Source organism: Candidatus Tumulicola sp. (assembly GCA_035601835.1).
Taxonomy (GTDB): Bacteria; Vulcanimicrobiota; Vulcanimicrobiia; order Eremiobacterales; family Eremiobacteraceae; genus DATNNM01.
Window position 1 is genome coordinate 105242 of sequence record DATNNM010000007.1, and the last position, 23056, is coordinate 128297.

Annotated in this window: 22 protein-coding genes; 5 read left to right on the plus strand and 17 right to left on the minus strand. The window is 64.5% G+C overall.

Annotated elements, in window-relative coordinates; translation table 11 throughout:
- Together VN934_02325 and VN934_02330 are read right to left on the minus strand one after the other, a co-directional pair.
- Complete coding sequence (locus tag VN934_02325; GenBank protein HXM17625.1) at positions 1 to 729, minus strand: methyltransferase; 729 nt, start codon at positions 727 to 729, stop codon at positions 1 to 3.
- Positions 726 to 1235: a SprT family zinc-dependent metalloprotease gene (locus VN934_02330; protein ID HXM17626.1), complete on the minus strand. Its 510-nt coding sequence runs from the start codon at positions 1233 to 1235 to the stop codon at positions 726 to 728. Before VN934_02330 ends, VN934_02325 begins: the two co-directional genes overlap by 4 nt.
- Before the next feature lie 64 nt (positions 1236 to 1299).
- Here VN934_02330 and VN934_02335 point away from each other — a divergent pair, with 64 nt between their 5' ends.
- Positions 1300 to 2130 carry a M55 family metallopeptidase gene (locus VN934_02335; protein ID HXM17627.1) on the plus strand — a complete coding sequence of 277 codons (831 nt, stop codon included), beginning with the start codon at positions 1300 to 1302 and terminating at the stop codon, positions 2128 to 2130.
- A gap of 213 nt (positions 2131 to 2343) precedes the next feature.
- Here VN934_02335 and VN934_02340 read toward each other — a convergent pair whose 3' ends face one another.
- Genes VN934_02340 through VN934_02350 form a run of 3 tightly spaced genes read right to left on the minus strand, consistent with a single transcriptional unit; the run spans position 2344 to position 5152 of the window.
- Positions 2344 to 3270, minus strand: a complete 927-nt coding sequence (locus tag VN934_02340) for a UPF0158 family protein (GenBank protein ID HXM17628.1) — start codon at positions 3268 to 3270, stop codon at positions 2344 to 2346.
- A gap of 12 nt (positions 3271 to 3282) precedes the next feature.
- Entirely contained in the window at positions 3283 to 4683 is a 1401-nt protein-coding gene (locus VN934_02345; protein ID HXM17629.1) for a hypothetical protein, read from the minus strand.
- 4 nt (positions 4684 to 4687) lie between these two features.
- Complete coding sequence (locus tag VN934_02350; protein ID HXM17630.1) at positions 4688 to 5152, minus strand: plastocyanin/azurin family copper-binding protein; 465 nt, start codon at positions 5150 to 5152, stop codon at positions 4688 to 4690.
- Positions 5153 to 5244: 92 nt separating this feature from the next.
- Between VN934_02350 and VN934_02355 the strand changes: the two genes are divergently transcribed.
- On the plus strand, positions 5245 to 6546 hold the full coding sequence (locus VN934_02355) for an HD domain-containing phosphohydrolase (GenBank protein HXM17631.1): 1302 nt from the start codon (positions 5245 to 5247) through the stop codon (positions 6544 to 6546).
- Here VN934_02355 and VN934_02360 read toward each other — a convergent pair.
- The 7 genes from VN934_02360 to VN934_02390 all read right to left on the minus strand — a co-directional run bounded on the left by VN934_02360 (position 6536) and on the right by VN934_02390 (position 13377).
- On the minus strand, positions 6536 to 7963 hold the full coding sequence (locus VN934_02360; protein HXM17632.1) for a HAMP domain-containing sensor histidine kinase: 1428 nt from the start codon (positions 7961 to 7963) through the stop codon (positions 6536 to 6538). The genes VN934_02355 and VN934_02360 overlap by 11 nt on opposite strands.
- The gene (locus VN934_02365; GenBank protein HXM17633.1) at positions 7960 to 8661 is read right to left on the minus strand and encodes a response regulator transcription factor; all 702 of its coding nucleotides are present in this window, start codon (positions 8659 to 8661) and stop codon (positions 7960 to 7962) included. The genes VN934_02360 and VN934_02365 overlap by 4 nt, the downstream gene beginning before the upstream one ends.
- A 312-nt stretch (positions 8662 to 8973) precedes the next feature.
- Positions 8974 to 9696 (minus strand): ABC transporter ATP-binding protein, encoded by a 723-nt coding sequence (locus tag VN934_02370; protein ID HXM17634.1) that lies wholly within the window; start codon positions 9694 to 9696, stop codon positions 8974 to 8976.
- Positions 9693 to 10457: an ABC transporter ATP-binding protein gene (locus VN934_02375; GenBank protein ID HXM17635.1), complete on the minus strand. Its 765-nt coding sequence runs from the start codon at positions 10455 to 10457 to the stop codon at positions 9693 to 9695. The genes VN934_02370 and VN934_02375 overlap by 4 nt, the downstream gene beginning before the upstream one ends.
- On the minus strand, positions 10454 to 11302 hold the full coding sequence (locus VN934_02380; protein ID HXM17636.1) for a branched-chain amino acid ABC transporter permease: 849 nt from the start codon (positions 11300 to 11302) through the stop codon (positions 10454 to 10456). The genes VN934_02375 and VN934_02380 overlap by 4 nt, the downstream gene beginning before the upstream one ends.
- Before the next feature lie 4 nt (positions 11303 to 11306).
- Positions 11307 to 12185: a branched-chain amino acid ABC transporter permease gene (locus tag VN934_02385; protein ID HXM17637.1), complete on the minus strand. Its 879-nt coding sequence runs from the start codon at positions 12183 to 12185 to the stop codon at positions 11307 to 11309.
- Positions 12186 to 12261: 76 nt separating this feature from the next.
- Positions 12262 to 13377, minus strand: coding sequence for an ABC transporter substrate-binding protein (locus VN934_02390; GenBank protein HXM17638.1), 1116 nt, complete (start codon positions 13375 to 13377; stop codon positions 12262 to 12264).
- 150 nt (positions 13378 to 13527) lie between these two features.
- Between VN934_02390 and VN934_02395 the strand changes: the two genes are divergently transcribed.
- Complete coding sequence (locus VN934_02395) at positions 13528 to 15114, plus strand: benzoate-CoA ligase family protein (protein ID HXM17639.1); 1587 nt, start codon at positions 13528 to 13530, stop codon at positions 15112 to 15114.
- A 1-nt stretch (position 15115) separates the two neighbouring features.
- Entirely contained in the window at positions 15116 to 16780 is a 1665-nt protein-coding gene (locus VN934_02400) for an AMP-binding protein (GenBank protein HXM17640.1), read from the plus strand.
- On the opposite strand, the gene VN934_02405 is transcribed toward VN934_02400, so the two are convergent.
- Entirely contained in the window at positions 16777 to 18078 is a 1302-nt protein-coding gene (locus VN934_02405) for a glutamate-1-semialdehyde 2,1-aminomutase (protein HXM17641.1), read from the minus strand. The two genes, VN934_02400 and VN934_02405, sit on opposite strands and share 4 nt — an antisense overlap.
- Here VN934_02405 and VN934_02410 point away from each other — a divergent pair.
- Positions 18068 to 18871: a class I SAM-dependent methyltransferase gene (locus tag VN934_02410; GenBank protein ID HXM17642.1), complete on the plus strand. Its 804-nt coding sequence runs from the start codon at positions 18068 to 18070 to the stop codon at positions 18869 to 18871. The genes VN934_02405 and VN934_02410 overlap by 11 nt on opposite strands.
- Here the strand turns inward: VN934_02410 and VN934_02415 are convergent.
- The 4 genes from VN934_02415 to VN934_02430 all read right to left on the minus strand — a co-directional run bounded on the left by VN934_02415 (position 18868) and on the right by VN934_02430 (position 22925).
- Positions 18868 to 20463, minus strand: coding sequence for a hypothetical protein (locus VN934_02415; protein ID HXM17643.1), 1596 nt, complete (start codon positions 20461 to 20463; stop codon positions 18868 to 18870). The genes VN934_02410 and VN934_02415 overlap by 4 nt on opposite strands.
- Entirely contained in the window at positions 20460 to 21035 is a 576-nt protein-coding gene (locus VN934_02420) for a prepilin-type N-terminal cleavage/methylation domain-containing protein (GenBank protein ID HXM17644.1), read from the minus strand. The genes VN934_02415 and VN934_02420 overlap by 4 nt, the downstream gene beginning before the upstream one ends.
- On the minus strand, positions 21032 to 21541 hold the full coding sequence (locus VN934_02425; GenBank protein HXM17645.1) for a hypothetical protein: 510 nt from the start codon (positions 21539 to 21541) through the stop codon (positions 21032 to 21034). Before VN934_02425 ends, VN934_02420 begins: the two co-directional genes overlap by 4 nt.
- A 184-nt stretch (positions 21542 to 21725) precedes the next feature.
- Positions 21726 to 22925 carry a hypothetical protein gene (locus VN934_02430; GenBank protein ID HXM17646.1) on the minus strand — a complete coding sequence of 400 codons (1200 nt, stop codon included), beginning with the start codon at positions 22923 to 22925 and terminating at the stop codon, positions 21726 to 21728.
- Positions 22926 to 23056: the final 131 nt, after the last annotated feature.

Below are 23056 nucleotides of genomic sequence, written 5' to 3' on the forward strand. Positions count from 1 at the left end.
TTATCGGGTAGCCCCTTTGGATGAGCGGTTCGCCAGGTACTGCCACAAAAGGAACACGCCGACGATCGCGATCATGATCCAAGCGACGTACGACTGCCGATCGAGCGGCACCGCGACGATCGCGAAGTACAGCATCGCGAGCGTCATTCCCAAGAACGCGATCTCCGTGCGAAAGCCGAGCTCGAAAGAGGGCGCCGGGGCGTTCGAACTTTGCCTGATCGGCCAGAGATGCGGCAGCAAGCGCGGCACCTCGGCGCAGTATTGCCGATAGATCTCGCCATGCGTTGTCGCCATGAACTGTTCTTCCACCGCGCATAGCCAGTTGACGAAGACCAGGTTGCCGAGGAAGATCAGCACCGTGGTGACCGGTGGGCCCAGCAGCCCGATGCCGACCGACAAGAGGACATTGCCCACGTACAGCGGATTGCGCACGAAGCGATACGGACCGGCGATGGTCAAGCGGTCGGTGACCACGTCGTGTTTCATGACCACGCCGGGCACATGGTAACTCGATGCCCACAAGCGTATCAAGTATGTAGCCGCAACGAATGCAGCCGCCAGGAACGCCATAGCGATAGTGCCGCTGCCGCCCACGTATTGGCCGAGGAGCACATACGTCGGCGTGACGTCGTTCACCGCGTAACCTTGGACCAGGTAGCCGAAGAAGAAGCTAGCCGCATAGATCAGCGCGATCACGAGCGCGCGCTGGCGATACGCCCACGGGGTCACAGCGCGCGCACCCTCATCTCCACCCGCGCATCGAATCCGCGCGGCGAGCAGCGCGCACACGACACGCGCGACCCAGGACGCCGCCGGCGCAGCAGCGCGATCTTGCAGCGCGGACACTCGAGGACGTAACGACGGGCGCTGCGGCGGGGCTGGGTCGGCAGGTAGTGGTAGATGCTCGTCAAGCCGACCTCGCGCATCTTCTTCTTGAAGGGAGCGCCGTGCCCGGAGGGCTGCCGGCGTACGTGCAGCCAGGCGTGGACCATCTCGTGGAGCAGGGTGGCTTGGATGTGTTCGGGGTGCGCGGCGAGCAGCCGCGTTGAGAGTTCGATGCGCGGCGGGCGGTGCGTGATTCGTCCGGTGACGGCCGTTAGCCGAGCGTTGAAGACGATCCGGTGACTTGGGAGTGAGCCGTCGAAGAGCGCCGTATTGAGGTGCGCGAAGAGCAATTGGAGGTCGGCTTCGCTCGGCAGTCCGCGAGGCGCGACGCTGGTCGAAAAATCGAGCACGTGAGAATTCTCATTCGGGACTCTCGTAGGAACGGACCTTCAAGGGATGAACGGACCTCCGCAAGTGAAAGTTTACATCTCTGCGGATATGGAGGGCGTCGCCGGCATCACCGCCGTCGAGCAGACGAATCCGGTCGGCCAGCCGGAGTATGCGTATTCGTGCCAGCTCATGACCGGCGAGGTGAGGGCCGCGTGCGAAGGCGCGTTGGCCGCCGGCGCGAGCGAGATCGTCGTCAACGATTCGCACTGGAACATGCGCAATATCATCCACGAGGAACTGCCGCATTCGGTGCGCCTCATCCGCGGCGCGCTCAAGCCGTTGTCGATGAACGAGGGTCTGGATCCGTCATTCACCGCGGCGGCGTTCGTGGGCTATCACGCGAGCATCGGCACGCAGGATGCCGTTCTCGATCACACCTATACCGACGAGACGCTCTACGACGTCAAGCTCAACGGCGTGCGCTGCAGCGAGGCGCGCATCAATGCGTTGGTGGCCGGCGCTTTCGGGGTGCCGATCGTGTTCCTGTCGGGCGATCAAAGCGCGTGCGCGGACGCGCGCTCTTTCTTGCCTTGGGCGGAGACGGTGCAAGTGAAGCAGGCGATCGGGCGCTATGCCGCGGCTTCGTTATCGCCGCACGAGGCTCGCGCCGCCATCAAAACGGGTCTGGCAAAAGCGCTAAAAGAGGCGCCAGGCCGCGGCGCCAAGGCCTATCGCATCGAACCGCCCCTCGTGTTGGAACTGTCGTTCACGTCGAGCGCCAAAGCGGACATCGCGGCGCTGCTCCCGGGCAGCGAACGCTTGTCCGCTCGAGATCTGCGCTTCACTCACGCAGACATTTTGACGGTTTTTCGTGCTTTTCGCGCCATGGCGGCACTGGGTTCAGGCGTATCCTGAGAAAGCTCGGGCGCCGCAATGGCGACTGTAACGAAACCTGGCGGCGGCTAGTCATTTAGATAAGCCGGGTGACGCTCGTGCGGTCCCCCAAGGATAGGCGTCATTCGGCTACCCTCCAACGAGAAGCGCGCATAAGCGCATGGCACCAGACGCGGTCGTTGCCCCTTCGACCGCGTCTTTATTTTGGTCCGGGGCTAAAGCCCCGGCACTACATTAGGCCGGCGTTTGCGCCTCGGCGGTGGCTTCGGCCGCGGTTTCAGCCACGGATTCAGCTGCGGCTTCGACGGGTGGAGCCTCTGCGGGCGTCGCCTCGGCCGCCGGTTCGGGCGCCGCCGCGACAGGCTCCGCCGGTTTTTCTTCAGCCTTCGGGGCTTCGCGCCGCGCCGGGGCCGGATGTTCCGGCTCCTTCGACGGCTCCCAATCGTAGTCGGCGGGGTTGAGGCCATCCGGCTTGAGCTCGTTGCGGTGCAGCCAATCCAAAGCTAGATGGTAGTGCCGCTTGGTGCGGTACCCGAGCCAGCGCCGGCGCAGCGTATCGTCCTCGTCCACGGTCTCGCGGAAGCGCCGAAACGCACCCTTGCCCGAGATCGCCGTGCGCAGCCGTCCTGCCACGTTGATGTCCTCGATCAGACTGATGAAGTCGGACATGATGCCGTAGCGCACGTCGGTCGTCACCGGCGTGATCTTCTTGAAGTCGGCATTGCCGTCCGCTTCCGCGATGCGCGCGTTCTCGACATCGCCGAGGTTGTGCATGAAATGCTCGACTGCGTGCGTCTTGGTGTTGTAAAACGACACGCTGTCAACGTCGCCGCCCGTGAGAGCGGTGCCGAGCTCGTCCAGCATGGGGTTGCGTTTCACGGGGCCCGGGCGCACCATGCGCGCCGCCGGCCGCGCCGGCGCAGGGTGCGCGTGCGCCTCCAGACCGAGCGCTTTGCGGATATCGGCCGGATTCACCGCGGGCAACCCGAGATTGGTCAGCCGTACGTGATGCCCGGCAAGCTCTACGAGCAGGTCTTCGAGTTTTCGGCGGGCGCCCGGGTCGGCCACCGCGTCCGCCGGCGATGCGCCGCCGAGATCGGCCTGGGGTCTGCGGATCCATTCCGCCGTGAGGTTCGTGTTGTTCGTCGTTGCGTCGCTCATGGTTTGTCGTCCTTATGCCGTCGCGCGTTCGCGCCCACCGATGCCTTCGGCGATCTTGACCACATCGTCCTCGGTCAATCCGAGGCCGTTCACGCCGTCGTAGTACTGCGCGATGATCTGTTGCGTGCGCCCACTTTTGGCGCGCTCCTCGCGCACCCTTTTCACTTCGTCGAGCACGCGTTTGGCCAGCTGGCCGTCGACCTGGACGCCGGCGCGTGCGAGGTCGCCCTCGCGCTTGCGCAGCGTCGCGTCAACGACCGAGAGCCCGCTATGCTTGCCGAAGATGAAATGCATATGTCCGCCCACCAGGTCGGCCGGCACGGCCTCGTACATGCGCCGGTCGATGAGCATGGCGTGCGTATGGATGCCCGACTCGTGCGCGAACACGTTCGCGCCGATGATGGGCTCGTGCGCCTGGATCGGATAGCCGGAGACCTGTTCCATGAACCGCGCCAGCTCCCAGAGCTTGTCGTACTTGAAGCCTGGGATCTCCACGCCGTACAGCACGCGCAGCGCGGTGACCACTTGATGCAGCGGCACGTTGCCGGCCCGCTCACCGTAGCCGTTCGCGGTGACCGTGAACGCCTTGAAGCCGCACGCCAACGAGGCGATGCAGTTGACCGTGGCCATGCCATAGTCGTTGTGGAAGTGATTGAGCAGGGTCACGTCCTTGGGCATGGCCGCTACGATGCGGGAGCAGAACCAGCGCGTGGCCTCGGGGGTCAGGCAGCCCACGGTGTCGGGCCATGACGGTCGCGTGGCCCCGGCCTTCAGACCTTCTTTGAACAACTCGATGAAATAGTCCACGTCGCCGCGGCTTCCGTCCTCGCCGCCGAACTCGACGCGCTCCACGCCCTTGCTGCGGCAATAGCGGATGGCGTCGCACTGCATGCGGATATTCGCCTGCCGGTAGAACGACAGCGGCAGATCGAGCCACTCCGACTCGGGCTTGCCTTCGCGAGCCAGCAGTGACTTGCCGATCTTGTACTTCATGTGCAGATCGCTGCCGGAGGTGAAGACGAAGAACGTGACCTCGCGCGGCGCGACGTCGATGTCCTCGAGCGCGCCTAGAGTGGCGTCGATGTCCTTATTGGTGCTGCGGCACATCACGACGACGTCGAGATCCGTGCGGATCTCGCCCTTGCGCTTGCCCTGCATGATGAGCTGCAGCGAACGGCGTTCGTCTTCTGAGACGGCGGGGAAGCCGACGTCCATGATGTGCACGCCGATATCGGACAAACGCTTGCAGATCTCGTATTTGGTCTCGGGCGTGTACGCGATGCCGCACATCTGCTCGCCGTCGCGCAGCGAGGTGTCGTAGACGCGCAGCTCGGAAGCCGGCGGAAACTTGACGTCGCGCGTGAACTCGCGCGGATCGCGGATGAGCCGCTCGATGGGCTCGCGGAATTCCATGGCGCTAGGGTTCGACGATTATCTCGCCACGCATTCCCGCCGTATAATGAAAGAAGCAGCCGTACAGGTACGTGCCGGGCTTCGCCGCCACGAGCGGAGCCGAGCGCGCGCCGGGCGCCAGGTCACCGGTGCTCCACGCCTCCGGACCGATCTGGCCGTAGGCTTTCAGCGACGCATCGGTCCAGCGCGGGTCGTCGACAAACGCGCTCGCGCCTGTCAATCCCGTGGCGGTGTGATGTTGCTTCACGTCGTCATCCACGAAGACCACGCGATCGCCGACGTGCACCCTCAAGACTAGGGGTGCGATGCCCATCGCGTCGCCGGCTCTGATGTGCACCACTTTGCTGTTGCGGCTCATGCTCAGACTCACGTCCAGGTCCGCCGCCCCGGCTGAGGCGGATAGGATTCCGACCGCCAGGGCCGCGCATGCGACCGCGAGTGCAGCGAGCCGTCCCGTTCTGAAAGACATAAGTACCCTTTCGATGGTGTCCTGCGTCATACTTTTCGTCCCTTAGGTAACGTCAAATCGGGCGCTATCGTCTTACATGCGAAATGAGCCGCTTGCGGCTTCGCCGCGCATTGCTGGCGCCGCGGCCACCCATGCTCTCCGAATACGGCCCGCAGATCCTGATCGGGTTGGCGGGCGCCATTTTGTTGTGGGCCGTGCTCGCGGCCGTTCACCTCCCGAGCTTGCTTGCCGTCCTCGTCTTGTGCGCCGTGGTCCTCGAAGCGTTCGCCGGCGACGTCCTAAGACCGGGCCGGCGCGTCATCGGACCCTCGCTTGCGATCGTGGTGGCGGCCTTTGCGATCTACGGTGCGCCCGCGGCGGTACTCGTCGGCTTCACGCGCGGCGCCGCCCGGCTGCTCGTCAACCGCGTCACGTCCCTCAACGATGTCGCGATGACGCTCGGCACGTCGGTGCTCGGCCCGCTGGCCGGCGGACTTGCCGCGACAGGCGTGACGTCGATCGGCGCATCCCCGTTGCTTGCGGACGCTTTGTACGCGGCCTTCGCCTACTTGGCCGAGGTGTCTGCGCTCCAAGCGCTCCTGCGGCGCATCGGCCTCCCGTCGCTCGCGCTGTCGATCGACGGCATGTCGCCGTTCACGGCGCTGCAATATTTCGCGATCTCCGCGCTCGGCTTTGTCGTCACGCCGGACCTGATCGATGGGCGCTGGACGATCTTGCTCGCGCTGAGCGCACCGCTCATGATCGTGCGTTGGGCGCTCGCATCGCCGCGTGCGAACGCGGACCGCTACCTGAGCGCGCTCGAGCGTGAGAACAAAGAGTTCTTCGACCGCATCGGTCAGCTCGATCGCGTCAACGGCGATCTTGTGGAGGCGCTTGCACTCGCGGTCGACTACCGCGACGGCAGCGACAGCGGCCGATCTCGGCGCGTGGCTTCGGTCGCGTTCAGCATCGGGTCGGTTCTCGGCATGGAGACCACGGAACTCGAGATCTTGCGCCGCGGCGCTCTCTTGCATGACATCGGGATGCTGGCTGAAGCGGGCGAGCGCACGCCGCGTCACATCGAACAGGGTGCTCGCTTAGTGGCGCGCTGGCGCGACTACCGCGCGGTGGCGGATATCGTCGAGCAGCACCGGGAGCGCATGGACGGCAGCGGCTATCCGCGCGGATTGGTGGGCGAAGAGATCAATGTGCTTGCGCGCATCGTCGCGGTCGCCGAAGAGTACGTCTCGCTGACCAGTCCGAAACCGCACGGCGAGGCGATGGCGAGCGAGGAAGCCCTCGCGCGCATCGCCATCAGCACCTACAAGAAATTCGACCCCGACGTCGTCCAAGCGCTCGATAGCGCCCTCACCGCGCATCCGGCCGTCGCCCAAAAACTTCGCGCTATTCCTTGACCAGCGGCAGCTTGATCGTCACGCGCGTGCCTTTGCCGGCGCCGCTCGATAGCGTCGCAGTCCCGCCTGCGCGCTCGGCTGCCATTTTGACGATCGCCAGTCCAAGGCCCGATCCCGGCACGTCTCGCGTCGCGCCGCGGTAGAATCGTTCGAACGCGTGCGTCTGTTCCTCGGCCGGCATGCCCGGGCCATCGTCGCGCACGTCGATGACCGCCGACGAATTGTCGCGCCGCGCCGAGACTTCGATGGCGGCGCCCGGCGCGTACTTCCGCGCGTTGTCGATCAAATTGCGCACGGCTTCGCGCAGTTCGTCCGTGTCGGCCCGTACCTTGAGCGGCACGTCTGCGCTCACCGTGAGCTTGTCACCGTTCACGAGCGGACGGGCGCTCTCCACGGCGTCGTGCACCACCTGCGAGACGTCGACGACGTCCAACGACGTGGGCGGCACGCTGTCCAGCCGCGAGAGCAGCATCAGCTTGTTGATCAATTGGCGCATGCGCTCGCACTCATCGGAGATCGTCGCGAGGATGTCCTCGGCCACGGCACGCTCTCCGACGGCGCCTCGCCGCAGCACCGATACGTAACCGGAGATCACCGTCAACGGGGTGCGCAGCTCGTGTCCGGCATCAGCTGAGAACTGACGCATGCGCTCTTCGGTGTGACGCCGCTCTTCGAGCGCGTTCGCCACGCGCTCCACTGCGGCGTTGTACGCTCCGGCAAGCGCGCCGGCTTCGTTTTTCTCCCCGCGAACGAAAGCCCGGCGCGAGAAATCGCCGCCGGCCAGACTGCGCAACGCGACGGTCACTTCGTCCACAGGCTTAAGCGCTTGCCCCGCCAGCATCCGACCCGATACGAACGCCAAAACCAACGCGACCAGCACCAGGATCAAAAGCGTGACCCAGTATTGACCGAGGTTGAGGATGTCGAAGCCGCGCATGGGCGCGATGGTGAGGTACCCGCCCGGATACGGAAGGACGCGAAGCCCATCACTTTCTTCCACCCCGCCGGGCCCCGGCGGACGACCTGCAGGGCCCCATGCGTTGGCTTGCGGGGCGGTGGTCGGGCTACCCGGCGTCCCCCCCGCCGCGTGCTTGAGATGTGCGAACGCGGCGCCCGCTTGCTTCTGCGCGGGATCTCCGGCTAAAAAATTGCCTTGCGTGTCGAAGACGGCGCCGTCCACTCCGAGGTTTGCGAAGTCCTGCGCGATCGAGGGCGCCACCTCGCTGAGCGCTTTCACGTTCGAACCATACGCCTTGCCGAGCGCGACGACGTCGCCGACGCGGGCCAGGAGCCGTTCGCGCGTTTCGTGGGCGAGCCGGAAGTTGAGCATGAGAGAAGACACGCCGACCACGAGCAGCAACAGCAGCGCGAAGATGGCCGCGTACCACAGCCCGAGGCGCAGCGAGAGTGAGCTCAAGCCGGCGCGTCCTCGCGCAGCGCGTAGCCGACGCCACGCACGGTATGGATGATCCGCTTAGGAGAACCCGCGTCGACTTTAGCGCGCAGATACGAGATGTACGTCTCCACGATGCCTACTTCGCCCTCGAAGTCGTGGCCCCATACCTGCTGCAGGAGCTGTTCCTTCGTGAGGACCCTGCGCGGGGTGCGCGCGAGGGCGACGAGCAAGTCGAACTCGCGCGGCGTCAGACCGATCTGGCGCTCGCCGCGGGTCACTTCGCGCGTTTCGAGATTGATCGTCAGATCCACGTAACGCAAGATATCGCCGCCCGCGAGGCGCGGCCGGCGCAAAGCCGCGGTGAGCCGGGCGAGCAGCTCCTCGAACACGAACGGCTTTGCGAGATAGTCGTCCGCGCCGCGTACCAGCGCGGCGACCCTATCGGGGACGCCGCCTTTGGCGGTGAGCATGATGATCGGCGCTTCGGTCTTCTTGCGCAGCATCGGCAAGAGCGTGACGCCGTCGATCTTCGGCAGCATCACGTCTAGGATGACGATGTCGGGTTGCCACTCGCCGACCAGGTCCAGCGCCTGCGCGCCGTCGGCCGCGCAGCGGACGGCGTAACCCTCTCGCGCCAGCCCGAGTTCGAGCATTTCGCGCACGTGGCGCTCGTCGTCGACCACCGCGACTTTGGGCGGCGCCGCCATTTTGCCATTCATATTTAGACCTTAGCGAGGGAGGCTGGGAAAGCCCTGGGTGCTGATGGATCGGGTGACCTTGGTGATCTAGCTTATAGGCTGTAGTGGACTAAGGAACGTCGTCAATCTCGGACCGCTGGGATTTAGGAACTGTCGCTCGCGCAGCCGACCTCACGAGCCTCAGGAAGAACAGAAGCGCGCCGACGATGAGACACCCCGGTATAAGCAGGATCCAAAGCCAAACCTCCATATGTCCAACAGATATTCGCTCCCTCAAGAAAAATTCCCACAATTCGGCGGATCAAGCGAGTGGGCGCTGATTCGACTAGTGCGTCACTGACCTCCGAGATAGGCAGCAACCACTGCCGGATCGCCGGCGAGTAGATGCGCGGGGCCCTCTCGCGCGATGCGGCCGCGCTCCATGACGTACGCGTAATCGGACACCGCGAGCGCCTGGCGCGCGTTCTGCTCGACCAGCAGAATCGATAGACCGTCGGCGCGCAGCTGTGCGACGATGCCGAAGACCTGGGCCACGAGCGTAGGCGCGAGACCCATGGAGGGCTCATCGAGCAACAAAAGCTTTGGTCTGCTCATCAATCCGCGCGCGATGGCAAGCAGCTGCTGTTCGCCGCCCGAAAGGGAGCCGGCGGCAACGCTCGAGCGCTCGCGCAGGATCGGAAAGCGCGCGAACATCTTGTCGAGATCCACGCGCGCCGCAGCGCGGTCGCGCCGCGTCCACGCGCCTAATTCCAAATTCTCGCGCACGCTCATGTGCGCGAGAATCGCGCGCCCTTCAGGCACGTGCATCAAGCCCCGTCCGACGAGGCGATGCGAGGGCTGCCCGTCGATGCGAGCGCCGCCAAACATGATACTGCCACCGCGCGGTCGCAGGACTCCCGACAGCGCGAGAAGCGTCGTCGTTTTGCCGGCGCCGTTGGCGCCGATGATGGTCGCCACGCGGCCTTCCTCGAGCCGCAAGGATACGCCGTGCACGACATCCACTTGACCATAAGCGACGCGCAGATCTTCGACCTCGAGCAGCGGCCTCGCGTTCATGCCGGCGCCTGCGCGCCGAGATACGCCTCGATGACGCGCGGATCGCTGCGCACCTGCGCCGGCGATCCTTCCGCGATCTTCTCGCCGAAGTTGAGGACCACGATGCGATCGCACGCCGACATCACGAGCGCCATGTCGTGCTCGACCAGCAGCACCGTGATGCCGCGCTCGCGCACAAGTCTTTTGATCTCGTCGCGCAGCGCAGCCGTTTCGTTCGGGTTGAGACCGGCCGCCGGCTCATCGAGGAGCAGCAGCGCGGCGCCGGTCGCGATGACGCGCGCGAGTTCGACGCGGCGCTGCTCTCCGTTGGCAAGATTGCGCGCCTCGATCTCCGCGCGCTCCGCCATGCCCAGCTCCGCCAAGTGTTCGCGCGCCGCGCGCCGCAGGCGCCGCACCTGGCGCAAGGTCGGCGGCCAACAGATCAGATGACCAAAAAGCGAATCTTCAGCCGCCAGATGCATGCCCGCCACGACGTTCTCCAGTGCCGTCATCCGCCCGAAAAGCCGCGTGGTCTGGTAGGTCCGCGCGACGCCGAGGGCGGCGATGCGATGCGGTCGCATGCGTTCGATGCGACGATCTTTGAACACCACGTGACCTGTGCTGGGGCGCGTCAGCCCGGTCATAAGGTTCAACACCGTGGTTTTGCCCGCGCCGTTCGGTCCGATCAAACCGGTTAGCGACCCGGCCGCGACCGTCATCGACAGGCCTTTCACCGCGTGAACGCCGCCAAAATCCTTGCTGACCGAATCGAGGCTTATCATGCCGCTCTCTTGTGCAGTAGGGAGAATGCCGACCACAACCCCGAGGGCAAGAACACGATGACGAGGAGCAGCACCAAACCGTTGGCGATGTCGCGGTAGTTCTGCAAAAAGCGAAGCACTTCGGGCAGGACCGTCAGCAGCGCAGCCCCGAGCACCGGCCCGCCCAGTGCGTCGATACCGCCTGCCACCGCGTACGTCAACATGTCCACCGCTTTGCCGAAGCCGAAGTCGCTTGGCCCTATGAAATACGACGCGAACGCGGCGAGCGCGCCGCCGTAGCCGGCGACGAACGCGCCGAGGGTGAAGGCGGAGAGCTTGTACGCCGTCGTGTCGATGCCGAGGCCTTCGGCCGCGACTTCATCTTGCGCGATCGCAGCATATGCTCGCCCCGCGCGCGAGCAGCGCAGGCGCCACAGCAAGAACAGCGTCACGCCCAGCGAGCAATACACGATGAACGGCGTGGTCAGCGGCGGCACGCCGTTGATGCCTTCGGCGCCGCCGGTGATGTCGAGGTTGACCGCGAAAATGCGCACGATTTCGCCGAAGCCGATCGTGGCGATCGCTAAGAAAACGCCGCGCAGCCGCAGCACCGGCCAGCCGAGGATCAGTCCGGCGAGCGCCGCGGCGACGGACCCGACCAGCACGGCTGCGGCGAACGGCCAATGCGCGTCCTTGACGAGCAGTACCGACGAATACGCGGCGATCGCCATGAAGCCCATGTTGCCGAGCGAGAGCTGCCCGCACGAAAGGGTCACCCAGATCGACAGCGCGAGCAGCGCGTTGATGCCGACTTGGTTGATGAGATTGGAGTGCGCGGCGTAGAAGGCGCCGAGTTCATGCATCATCTTGTCAGGCTGCGCGCAGCGTGCGGCGCCCCAGCAAGCCGCCGGGCCGCACGACGAGAACCACGAAGAGGATGGCGAACACGATCGCGTCGCGGTAGCCGGACGACAGCAGCGCCACCGAAAAGACTTCCGAAAGCCCGATGAGATAGCCGCCGAGCACCGAGCCGGGGATGGAGCCCATCCCGCCCAGGATGATGATGGCAAGGCCTTTGAGTTCGACCGACTCGCCCATCTGCGGACTGACCGCGTTGAAGTTGAGCCCGAACAAGATGCCCGCGACCGCGCCGAGCGCCGAAGCGATGAAAAACGTTTGCGCGATCACCCCTTCAAGATCGATGCCGAGCAGCTGCGCGGCGCGGGGATTCTCGGCTACGGCGCGGATGGCGGCGCCGAGGCGCGTTCGCTTCAGGAGGAACTGAAGGCCGAGCATCAGCGCGATGCACACCGCGACGATGATGAGCTGCAAGTCGGTCACCGTGGCTGGACCGATGGCGAACGAACGCGTTTGCACGACATCTGCCGGAAAGCGCCGCATGTCTGGTCCGAACAGCCCATTGGCGGCGCTGACATAAATCATGCCGACGGCGATGCTCGAGATCAGCGGCGCAAGCGGCCCGGCTTGGCGCCGCCGCAGCGGCCAAAAAGCGACCCTATCGAGTATCACTCCCAGCAATCCGCCCACGACCGCGCCGCCGGCGATCGCCAGCCACAGCGGCGCGTGCAAGCCGACCAGCACCAGTGCGGCGAACGCGCCGAGCATGAAGATCGCGGCGTGCGCCAGATTGAGGATGTCGAGCACGCCGAAGATCAGCGTGTAGCCCAGCGCGAACAGGGCATAGACGCTGCCGAGAAACAGGCCGTTGACGAGCTGCTGTATCAGCATATTAAAACGTAGTGCCGAGGCTTTAGCCTCGGGCCTGACCGGGGCTAAAGCCCCGGCACTACATCAGATTCCTTGACTAGAAGCCGACGAAGCGGCCGTTATGCACCACCAGGATGACGCCGTTGCCGACGGCATCCCGATTCGGATCGAACGAGAAATCTCCGAGGATCGTGTTCACGTGCTTGAGGCGGCTCAGCGCCACGCACACATCTTTAGGCGACGCGGACGCTGCGCCTGAGAGCGCCGCTTCCATGATCTGCGCGCCCGCAAAGGCCTGCGCTGCGAACTGATCGGGATCCTTGAGGTACTTGACGCGATAGTCGCGGACGAAATCGAGATTGCCGGGATTGGCCGCGCCGATCGCCCACGCCGCGCCGACGATCGTCCCCTCTGAAGCGCCGCCGGACAAGCCGAACACCTTGGGAGAATTCGCGCCGTTGCCGCCGACGATCTTCGCGCTGATCTGGAGCTTGTGCGCATCCGAGATGATGTGCGCCGCCTCTTCAGCCAGCGCGCCGACGAAGATCACGTTGGGTCCGGCCGCTTTGATCTTCGTCAACTGCGCGGAAAAATCGACGTCGCCCTTGGCGAACGTCTCCGTGTCCACGATCGTTATGTGCAGGTCGTCGAACGCTTTTTTGGCGACTTCGTAGTCGGTCTTCGTGAACGCGTCGTCGTTGCCGTAGATGATGGCGGCTTTCTTGACCTTATAGCGCTTGGCCACTTCAGCCAGCACGTGCGGCACGACCGCCGCTTCGGTGAGCGAGTCGCGATACACGCAGGGCCCCATGGCGGTGACGCCGTTCGCCGTGTTGGAGACGCCGAGCACCGGCACGCCCGCGGTGACGGCGATCGGATCCGCGGCGAACGCCTCGCTCGACAGCGTGGGACCTATGATCGCGGCGGCGCCGTTGGTGGTGTATTTCTGGAAAAGATTCACCACTTGCGTCTTTTGCGAAGCCGAGTCTTGGATGTCAAAATTAAGAAAGACGCGACCGTGTTTGTTGACATAGGTCTCGCCGAGCTTGAGTCCTTCGGTCTGGGAAGCCCCGTAGGCCCCGGCCGAACCTGAGATGTCGAAGATGGCGCCGATCGTCGCGGTGTTGGGCGCCGCGAATGCAGGCGGGCATGCGATCGAGGCGCTCGCGCACAGCGCGGCGAGAGCCGAAAACGTTCGTACGAAGCTGCGCATAATGGAGCCTCATTTCGCTCATGTGCGCCGGCCCGGCAAGTGCGCCGGCCGGCTGGTGGAAAAATGTGAGCGTTGATTTTGCGGCGCTGGAGGAGCCGACCTCTTCGGGGTGGTAGGCGCTCGAACTCAGGCGAGAGGAGGACACCCCGGATGGCGGACGTCACTGACGTTCCCGACGTCTTCAATGCGGCCACCTATTTCGTGGATCGCAACGTTGAGGAAGGCCGAGGCGGCAAGGTGGCCATCGAGTTCGGCGACCAGCGGCTGACGTACGATGCCGTGCGCAGGTCGGTGAACGCCTGCGCCAACGCGCTGCGCGAGATCGGCCTCGGGCTTGAGCAACGGGCGACCATCCTGCTGCCGGACTGCCCCGAATTCGTGTACGCTTTCTTCGGCGCCATGAAGATCGGCGCCGTCGGTATTCCGACCAACACGCTGCTGCGCCCGCACGACTATCGCTACATGTTGGAGGACAGCCGCTCGCGCGTGCTGATCGTGTCGACCTCGCTCTGGCCCTCCGTCGAACCGATCCTGGGCGAACTGCATCACCTGAGCACCATCGCCGTGGTGGACGACGCCGGCACCGGCATGCCCAAGACGGGCGAGGTCGCCTGCGTAGACCTGCGCGCCGCGCTGAGCGCGGCAGCGCCCGCAATCGAAACGTACGCGACCAGCAAAGATGACGCCGCGTTCTGGCTGTACAGCTCGGGCACCACAGGCTTTCCGAAGGGCACGATCCACCTGCATCACGATATGGTGTTCTGCTGCGAGCACTTCGGCAAGCACGTGCTCGGGATCACCGAACGCGATCGGACCTTTTCCGTGGCGAAGCTCTTCTTCGCCTACGGGCTTGGCAACGCGCTGTATTTCCCGTTCGGGGTCGGCGCCACCACGATTCTGTACCCGGGGCGCTTCGCGCCTGACGTCATCTTAGAACTGGCGGCGCGGACCAAACCGACGATCTTCTTCGCCGTGCCCACGGCATACGCGGCGATGCTCGACTTGTCGGACGGCGCAAAACGCTTCGATCTCGGCTCGGTCCGCTTCGGCGTCTCCGCCGGAGAAGCGCTGCCGGCTGATATCTTCCGCCGCTGGAAAGAGGCGTTCGGCTTCGACATCATCGATGGGATCGGCTCGACCGAAGCCGCCCACATGTTCATCAGCAACACGCCCAGCGACATCCGGCCGGGCTCGTCAGGCAAAGTCGTGGACGGCTATGCGGCGCGCATCGTGGACGGCGAAGGCAAGCCCGTGCCCGCCGGCGAGACCGGGCGACTGCAGATCGCGGGCGACAGCGTCGCCGCGGGTTATTGGAATCGTCACGAAAAGACCAAAGCGACGTTCTTGGGCGAGTGGCTGGACACCGGCGATACCTATCGCATCGACGAGGACGGTTACTATTGGTACGCGGGGCGCAGCGACGATATGCTGAAGGTAGGCGGTCAGTGGGTCTCGCCGGTCGAAGTCGAAAACACGTTGGTGGCGCACGAGGCCGTCTTGGAAGCCGCCGTGATCGGCGTCGCGGACGAAGCCGGGCTGACGAAACCGGTGGCGTACGTCGTGTTGCGACGCGGGCATACCGGATCTGATGATCTCGGCCGCGAGCTGCAAGCGTATGTGAAAGAGCGGCTCGCGCCGTACAAGTATCCGCGCAACGTCCTCTTCGTCGAAGAATTACCCAAGACGGCGACCGGGAAGATCCAGCGCTTCAAACTCCGCGAGCTGGCGGGGACTTAGAATGCAGGACATCGAGAGGCTCACCATCGGGCAGCTGCTCGACCGTCAGGTCGAGCGCTTCGGCGATCGCGAATGTCTCGTGTACACGGACCGCGAGCTTCGTCTCACCTACCGGCAGTTCCGCGATCGCGTCGAACTGCTCGCACGCGGCTTGATGGCGCTTGGCATCCGCAAGGGCGAACACGTCTCGATCTGGGCGTCGAACGTGCCCGAGTGGCTCTACCTGCAATACGCGACCGCCAAGATCGGCGCGGTCCTCGTGACGGTGAACACCGCGTACCGCGAACGCGAGCTGGAGTATTTGCTGCGTCAGAGCGACACGACGACGTTATTCCTCATCGGCGGCTTCAAGGGCGTGGACTACGTCAAGACGCTGCGCGAGGTGTTGCCGGAATTGGACAACGCGCCGGTCGGGCATGCGTCCTTCGCGAAGCTGCCGCGTCTCAAGCGCATCGTGTTCATCGGCGATCAGCGCCGCCCCGGCATGCTGCTCTTCGAGGACGTCATGGATCTTGCGGTGCAGATGCACCCGGTCGAGCTGCGCGGCCGCGAGGATTCGCTCGAGCCGGGCGACGTCATCAACATGCAGTACACCAGCGGCACGACCGGCTTTCCCAAGGGCGTGATGCTCACACACCGCAACATCGTGCTCAACGCCTACCACGTCAGCGGCTGCCAGAACTTCACCGAAAAAGACCGGCTGTGCTTTCCGGTGCCGTTGTTCCATTGCTTCGGCTGCGTCATGGCGAGTCTGGGCTGCATGACGCGCGGCGCATGCATGGTGCCGATCGAGGCCTTCGAGCCGCGCGCCGTCCTGCACGCCATCCACAAAGAACGCTGCACCGCCGTGTATGGAGTGCCGACGATGTTCATCGCCGAACTCGAGCATCCGGACTTCGCGTCGTTCGATCTGAGCAGCCTGCGCACGGGCATCATGGCCGGGGCGCCCTGCCCGATCGAAGTGATGCGAGCGGTGACCGAAAAAATGGGCGCTCGCGAGCTGACCATCGCTTACGGCTTGACCGAGACCTCGCCGGTGCTCACGCAAACTCGGCCCGAGGATTCGATCGAGCGGCGCGTCACCACGGTGGGTCGGGCGCTGCCCGGCGTCACCATTAAGATCGCCGATCCGGAAACCGGCCAAGCGCTGCCGGCCGACACGCCGGGCGAGTTGTGCTCGCGCGGCCATGGCACGATGAAGGGCTACTACAAGGATCCCGAGGCGACGGCCAAGGCGATCGACGAGGAGCGCTGGCAGCATTCGGGCGACCTCGCCACCAAAGATGAGGCCGGCTACGTCAAGATCGTCGGCCGGATCAAGGACATGATCATCCGCGGCGGCGAGAATGTCTACCCGCGCGAGGTCGAAGAGTATCTGTACGGCCATCCGAAGATCTCGGACGTGCAGGTCATCGGGGTCCCGAGCAAGCGCTACGGCGAGGAAGTCTGCGCCGTCGTCAAGGTGAAGCCGGACGAGACGCTGACGGCCGAGGAGGTCATCGGCTATTGCCAGGGCCACATCCAGCGCCAGAAGGTCCCAGCGTTCGTCATGTTCGTGGACTCCTATCCGATGACGGCGAGCGGCAAAGTCCAAAAATATAAGCTGCGCGAGATGGCGATCGAGCAGTTCGGGCGCCAAGCCGACGCGATCATCCCAACCGCCTAATCCAGCAAAGATCCTCTCAGAGCGGCGATCGTGCGGTCGATGTCCTCTTCCGTGTGGGCGGCGGTGAGGAACATGACCTCCATCTGCGAAGGCGCTAAGAACACGCCGCGCTCCATCATCCTCCAATAGTAGGCCGCGTACGCGCGCTCGTCCGCCTCACGCGCTTTTGCGTAGTCCCGATGCGGCGGGCCGGTTCGGAACATGAAGTCCACGATCGACGCGACTTGTACCACCGGATAGTCGAGAGCGGCCTCCTTCAACGCTGCTCGCGCTCCCTCGGCGAGCCGGCGAGCTAACCCGTTCAGGCGCTCGTGCATGCCGGGGTCCGCCTCCAACTCGTCCAGGAAAGCGTGGGCGGCCGCCACGCTGACCGGATTGCCGGCGTGCGTGCCGCCGACGAACACGCCGCCGCCGGGCGCGAGCACGCCCATGATGTCCGCTCGCCCGCCGAACGCGGCGATCGGCAGACCGCCGCCGAGCGTTTTGCCGATGCACGTGAGGTCGGGTCGCACGCGCACGCGCGCTTGCGCGCCGCCGGCGTCCACGCGAAAGCCCGTGATCACCTCGTCGAAGATCAGCACGCTGCCGTTGCGATCGCAAAGTTCGCGCAGGCGCTCTAGATAGCCGGGCGCGGGCAACACCAGTCCCATGTTGGCGACGATCGGTTCCAGCACGATCGCCGCGATCTCGCTGCCGCATTCCCGGATCGCCGCGGCGACGGCATCGGCATCGTTGTAAGGCAGCACCAGGGCGTTGGCGATAGCAGACGCCGGCACGCCGCATTCGAGCGACGGCGCCGATCGTGAGGACGCACCCGCCGAGAAAATCATCTCGTCGGAATGTCCGTGATAATTTCCGGCAAAGCGGATGAAGCGCTCGCGGCGCGTGAACGCGCGCGCCGTGCGGATCGCGCTCATGCACGCCTCGGTGCCGGTCGTCACGAGTCGAACGCGCTCCATCGAGGGGAAGCGCTCGCGGATGCGCTGCGCGAGGCGTATCTCTTCCGCGTGCGTCACGCCGAAAACCGCGCCCCGCGCGAGCGCGCCCGTGACCGCACGCGCGATCCGCTCGGCCGCGTGTCCGAGCAGCGCCGCCCCGTAGGCGCACAGATAGTCGATGTATTCGCGGCCGGCGGTGTCGCGCAGCTTGCTGCCCCGTGCCGATGCGATCAGCGGCGAAGGGCCGCCCATGGGCGTGCCCGCGCGCACAGGCGAGTTGACGCCGCCCGCCAAAACCTCGAGCGCCCGGACCATCTGCCTTTCAGCGCCGGATTGTGGAGATTCTCTAATGACTGACACGCATCGCGCCTTCACCGGCAGCATCCCCGAAAACTACGACCGCTACCTGCGTCCCTTGCTTTTCGAGCCCTACGCCGTCGACCTGGCCGGCCGCCTTGACGTACGTGCGGGCATGCGCGTTTTGGAAATCGCGTGCGGCACCGGAATCGTGACCCGGCATCTGCGCGGAGAACTCGACTCCGCCTCAACGTTGATGGCGACCGATCTTAACCAGGCCATGCTCGATTGTGCGCGAGAGCGCTTGGGTTCCGATGGCATAAAATGGCAGCAGGCGGATGCGACCTCACTTCCGTTTGCAGACGGCTCCTTCGATGCCGTCGTCTGTCAGTTCGGCTGGATGTTCTTCCCCGATAAGCCTCAGGCTGCGCGGGAGGCGCGGCGCGTGCTTGCACGCGGCGGCCGATGGCTTTTCAACGTATGGGACCGGATCGAGCGGAACGAGCTGGTTGTTGTCGTCCGCGATGCCGTGGCAAAAGTGCTCGGTTCGCCGCCTACCTTCTTCGACACGCCGTATGGGCACCACGATCCGCTCCGGCTACAGCGCGACGTGGAATCCAGCGGCTTTTCGCAGATCTTGGTCGAGCCGGTCTCGCTCGAGGGATCGTCGGCATCCGCCCTGGACGTCGCTCGCGGTTGGACGGACGGCAGCCCGCTGAGAAATGAATTCGCGGATCGGGGAGAGGCGGTCGTGAACGAAGTGCGCGAGGCTGTGCGAACCGCTATCCGACAAAGGTACGGTGACGGGCCGATCTCGGCGCGGCTCAACGCCTTCGTCTGCAGCGCGACCGCTTAGACGCCCTTGTCCTTCCAAGCGATGATCTTGTACTGTCCTGTGCGCGGATAGTACGGCGGCGCCGTGATCCGGAAGCGGTTGTCGTACAGATAGCTGTCGTTGTAGCCGCTCTGCATGCAGCCGCACCCCGGACTAAAGGTGCCGAAACTTCCGCCGATGTGCTGCACGGTGCTGCCGTACACGTGCAGGAAGCCGGCGATCGGGTGCGAGCCCGTATTGAAGTTCGCGGTGAAAGTGCCTTGCGTGTTCTGGGTGGTGACGTCATGCGAGTTGCCGGCGAAGAGCGCCGCTTCGATCGTGATGTTGTTCGGCGCGCCATTGTCCAGGTACAAGTTGTGGCCGTAGATGCCTAGGACATCCGTGCTCGTGCAGCCGCAGGATTGCGGGTCGTTCTGCATCAGCACGCTCCCGGAGAAATGGATGTCGTTCGCAAGTGACGCCGTATCGGGCACGGCGATCGTGTATTGGCCGTGCACGGTGCCGTTGAGCCCCGACACGTTGCCGTTGACAAAGACCGCACCATTGGCGCCCGAGCCCGTGGTCGACTCGCCCGACGGCACGCCGTTGAAGGTGAGCGTCGTCGACTTCTCGGTCACGGTCGTGGTGTTCGCGCTGAAATTCACCGTGACGGTCACAGGATTCGGGATGCTCGTGCCGCTGCCCGTCGGGGTGAATGCGAACGTCTGGGTCGTGGCGGTCGAGGACAGCGCGAGGTTCGTATCGCCTTGCACGAAGATGCCGGTCGTGAGATTTCCGCTGGTTCCGGCTTGGATCTCGTTCTGATCGATATAGACGCCCTTCGTGCTCGGGGAGGGGATCGTGCTGCCGCCGGTGCCGTTGAGCGCTTCTTGTGAGATAAGCGCGCTGGCTACGTCCGGCGGGAACGGCAGGAAGTTGCTCGGCTTGAACGCGACGCCGGGCTGCCCTAGGACGTCCATCGCCGTCCAATCCGTCGTGGAGCTCGGCGGCGTGTTGTTATAGTAGTCGTAGTTGCCGGAGACGATGGTGGTGTCCAGCGCGATTGAGGGCTTGCTGTCGATCCACTGGAAGTTCTCGGGGTGCGCGTTTCCCTCGAGGTATACCGGGCCGTTGAGCTGCGTGAGGCCCGAGACCCACCAACCGCCCGGCGTCGCATCTTTCTCCAGATAGTCGTAATACGAGAAGCTCACTTCTTGGACCACCGCGTCGACGTTGCGATCCTGTCCCTTCGGCGCAACGCCCTTCGCGCTGACCCAGTACGTGCGCAGACCGGAGACGTACTTGCCTTCGTTGATCTTCACCGAATAGCTGGCTTGCGAGCCATCCGGTTCCGGCGCGTACGAATAGTTCGGGATATCGCTCGTGCTCGCCCACTTCGGCGACGTCTCCTCGATGCCCACGACCGCCGCTTCGATGCCTGAGTCGGCGATGTACAGCGCCCGGTTGTCGTATCCGGTGTACGCCACGCCGTGGACCTCACCGGTGATGAACTCGATCAGCGCCCCGACCAAGATCAGCAGCACCGCGACGATCATAAGCGCGGTGAGCAACGCCACCCCGCGCTGCTTGTTCGGATCGTATGGACTTCTCACGAAGATCTCCCTGGAGCTCACGAGTTGGTCTTATAGTAGCTGATGAACACGCGCGTGTTCAACGTGAAGTCTTTCACGGGCATGTCCGGCCGCATCGGCGGCGCCGTGGTGATCTGCACGTCGTACACGGACTTGTAGACGCCCGTCACCGAAAAGAATTTGATGTCCTGACCGATCACGCTGTCCGTCGCGGTCACCCCGTTGTCGCGTGTCAAAACCAGGTTCGGGTAGGTATGCCCAGGCGGCGGCGTTCCTTTGGGGGCGATCGTGATCGTGTCGAACTTCATCGTGGTATAGTCGGCGCCGGTGATATTCTCGGCTTCCGTGAATTGCACCATCGAGGTGGGCGAAGGGCCCGGCGTCGGTTGCAGCACCGGTGGAGGCGTCGCCACGACGTTGGGGTTGCTCATCGCCTGACGCAGCTCTTTGGTGACGCTGGCCATGGCGTTGCGCGCTTCGACTTCTGCTTGCAGGTCGCCGGTCGTCTTCGAATAGTGGCGGGCGACTTGGCTGAACTCGGCGACCGAAAGCGTCAGTACGATGCCGATGATCACCGTTGTGACGAGCGCCTCGACGAGCGTGAAGCCTCTCATTGGAAGCGATTCATTCCCGTGACTTTGTAGATCTCCGTACGGCCGTCGATGGTGATGTACACCCACACCGTCAAATCAGCCATGTTCGTATCGGCAGCGCCGTTCCACGCGCCGTGCGGGTCAGCGCGCCACAGATACCGGAACGGGACCGTAAGGGTCGTGCCTTGGACATTTTGGGTGATGCCGTTGATGCAGCCGGTATGCCAGCTCGCGAACGCGATGCTGTACGTGTCTTTGTACGGCGGGTAGACGTTGTTGCAATCGTCTTTGTTCGTGACATCCATCGTCTGCCAACACGCAGGCGTCACGGTGGTGCAGCCGCTGCCCGCCCACTCGCTGCCCCAAAACTGATTGTCGCGGCGCATCTGCTCGAGCAGATAGTTCGCCGCCTGGATGGCGCGCGTGTGGTTCGCGGACTTGTTCTGACCTTGCGTCGCAGCGATCATGGTCTGCGACCAATACAAGAACGCGATCGTCAGAACCGTGACGGCGATCAGCGCTTCCACTAACGAAAAAGCGCGGCTAAGCGCGCGGGGAAACGACCGTCTTGGATTCATGAAATTCCCTTGTGCGCGGTTGGTTGCCCGGTGTCCCGCGGGCCGCTCTCAACCAGAGTGTTGACCAACCTCGGTCGGAAATTCCCTACTCCCTAGTATATCGTCACGGGTCCGAAGCGGCAACCCACAGGGGTTAAAAATCGTTCGTTCGGGACCCGTGGTCAGGCTGAAGATGTCCCGCAGTTTTGACCAAGCCCCTGAGATTCTGCCTCGAGGCCGCCGCGCTGTTGCCCAACTCTTCAACCATGTCTATGTAGCGGACGATGTCTTCCCGGCGGACGAGTCCGAAAAAGCAACCCGCCTCGTCGCACACCACCGCCGCGCTGGACGGGCCCGCGGTCACAGCCGAATAGGTGTCAAGCGCCGGAACATTGAGATCTACCTGGGCGACGTCGGCAAGCCGTCTCATCACGACTGAAACGGGAGTCGTCGCGGCCTCCCCCGCATCGGCTTGCGCCACGTCCACGTCGGAAACGAGCCCCGCCGGCCGCTCGCCGAATAGGACCGCGAGAACGCGCGAAACCGCGCCCGCGCCGAAATGCGTCGCGGCTGATGCGACGGTGTCGTCCGTCTGGAGCGTCGGCAGAGCGGCGCAAAAATCTTTGGCCGTCAGACCGTCAAGCGCCATCCGCGTCATCAACGAACGGTAATATGCGTGCGCAAGAGATGACAAGAACCAGCCCGCGCCGAGGATCCAGATCCCGTCCAGCGCGTCGCCGAACGCGATCGCAGCGGCGCCGGCCGCCATCGTCAGATACGCGATGAGCCTGCCGCCGAGCGCAGCCCGCTTCGTCGCGCTCACGGCGTTGCCGCCGAACTTCCAGAAGATGCCGCGCAGGACGCGGCCGCCGTCCATCGGGTAGCCGGGCAAGATGTTGAACGCCGCGAGCAGCGCGTTCGCCACGCCGACGTCGGCCAGCAAAATGCCCGCCCGCTCGTTGACGCGCAACAGCAGCAACCCTGCACTGAGAAACAAGACCGCGATGGCGGCGCTGACCGCGGGACCGCCGAGTCCGACGGCGATCTCGTCTCCCGCTGTGGCATGCAGATCTTCCGCGTGCGTGGTGCCGCCGAAAAGGTACATCGTCACGTTGGCCACGGCTTGGCCGCGCCTTCGGGCTATCACGGCGTGCCCCAACTCGTGCGCGAGCAGCGAGCCGAAGAGCACTGCGGCGAGAATGGCCGCAACGGCTATCCTCTCAAGCGCCGGCGTAGCGGGAGCCAGCTGCGGCAGATAACCGTAGGCCAACATGCCCGCAAGCGCGCCGAACACGAACAGGCTCGAATAGTGCGCGCGTACGTCCACCCCGAAAATCCGGCCTAAGGATATCATCTGCTCCTCATTATACCCCGCACCGTTCCCCGAGCTTCCTGGGATGTAACGAAAAGCCCGCCGCGGGGGTCATACCGCCAAGGAGGAAGTCGCTCACGCTTCCTCCTCTTACTTTGTTCGCGGGACAGCCT

Bases quoted from the DNA above. Each gene is read 5' to 3' on its own strand.
- VN934_02395 (HXM17639.1), top strand. From the start codon at position 13,528: ATGGCGGACGTCACTGACGTTCCCGACGTCTTCAATGCGGCCACCTAT.
- VN934_02390 (HXM17638.1), bottom strand. From the start codon at position 13,377: ATGCGCAGCTTCGTACGAACGTTTTCGGCTCTCGCCGCGCTGTGCGCG.
- VN934_02385 (HXM17637.1), bottom strand. From the start codon at position 12,185: ATGCTGATACAGCAGCTCGTCAACGGCCTGTTTCTCGGCAGCGTCTAT.
- VN934_02350 (HXM17630.1), bottom strand. From the start codon at position 5,152: ATGTCTTTCAGAACGGGACGGCTCGCTGCACTCGCGGTCGCATGCGCG.
- VN934_02400 (HXM17640.1), top strand. From the start codon at position 15,116: ATGCAGGACATCGAGAGGCTCACCATCGGGCAGCTGCTCGACCGTCAG.
- VN934_02430 (HXM17646.1), bottom strand. From the start codon at position 22,925: ATGATATCCTTAGGCCGGATTTTCGGGGTGGACGTACGCGCGCACTAT.
- VN934_02410 (HXM17642.1), top strand. From the start codon at position 18,068: ATGACTGACACGCATCGCGCCTTCACCGGCAGCATCCCCGAAAACTAC.
- VN934_02370 (HXM17634.1), bottom strand. From the start codon at position 9,696: ATGAACGCGAGGCCGCTGCTCGAGGTCGAAGATCTGCGCGTCGCTTAT.
- VN934_02375 (HXM17635.1), bottom strand. From the start codon at position 10,457: ATGATAAGCCTCGATTCGGTCAGCAAGGATTTTGGCGGCGTTCACGCG.
- VN934_02365 (HXM17633.1), bottom strand. From the start codon at position 8,661: ATGAATGGCAAAATGGCGGCGCCGCCCAAAGTCGCGGTGGTCGACGAC.
- VN934_02345 (HXM17629.1), bottom strand. From the start codon at position 4,683: ATGGAATTCCGCGAGCCCATCGAGCGGCTCATCCGCGATCCGCGCGAG.
- VN934_02380 (HXM17636.1), bottom strand. From the start codon at position 11,302: ATGATGCATGAACTCGGCGCCTTCTACGCCGCGCACTCCAATCTCATC.
- VN934_02340 (HXM17628.1), bottom strand. From the start codon at position 3,270: ATGAGCGACGCAACGACGAACAACACGAACCTCACGGCGGAATGGATC.
- VN934_02420 (HXM17644.1), bottom strand. From the start codon at position 21,035: ATGAGAGGCTTCACGCTCGTCGAGGCGCTCGTCACAACGGTGATCATC.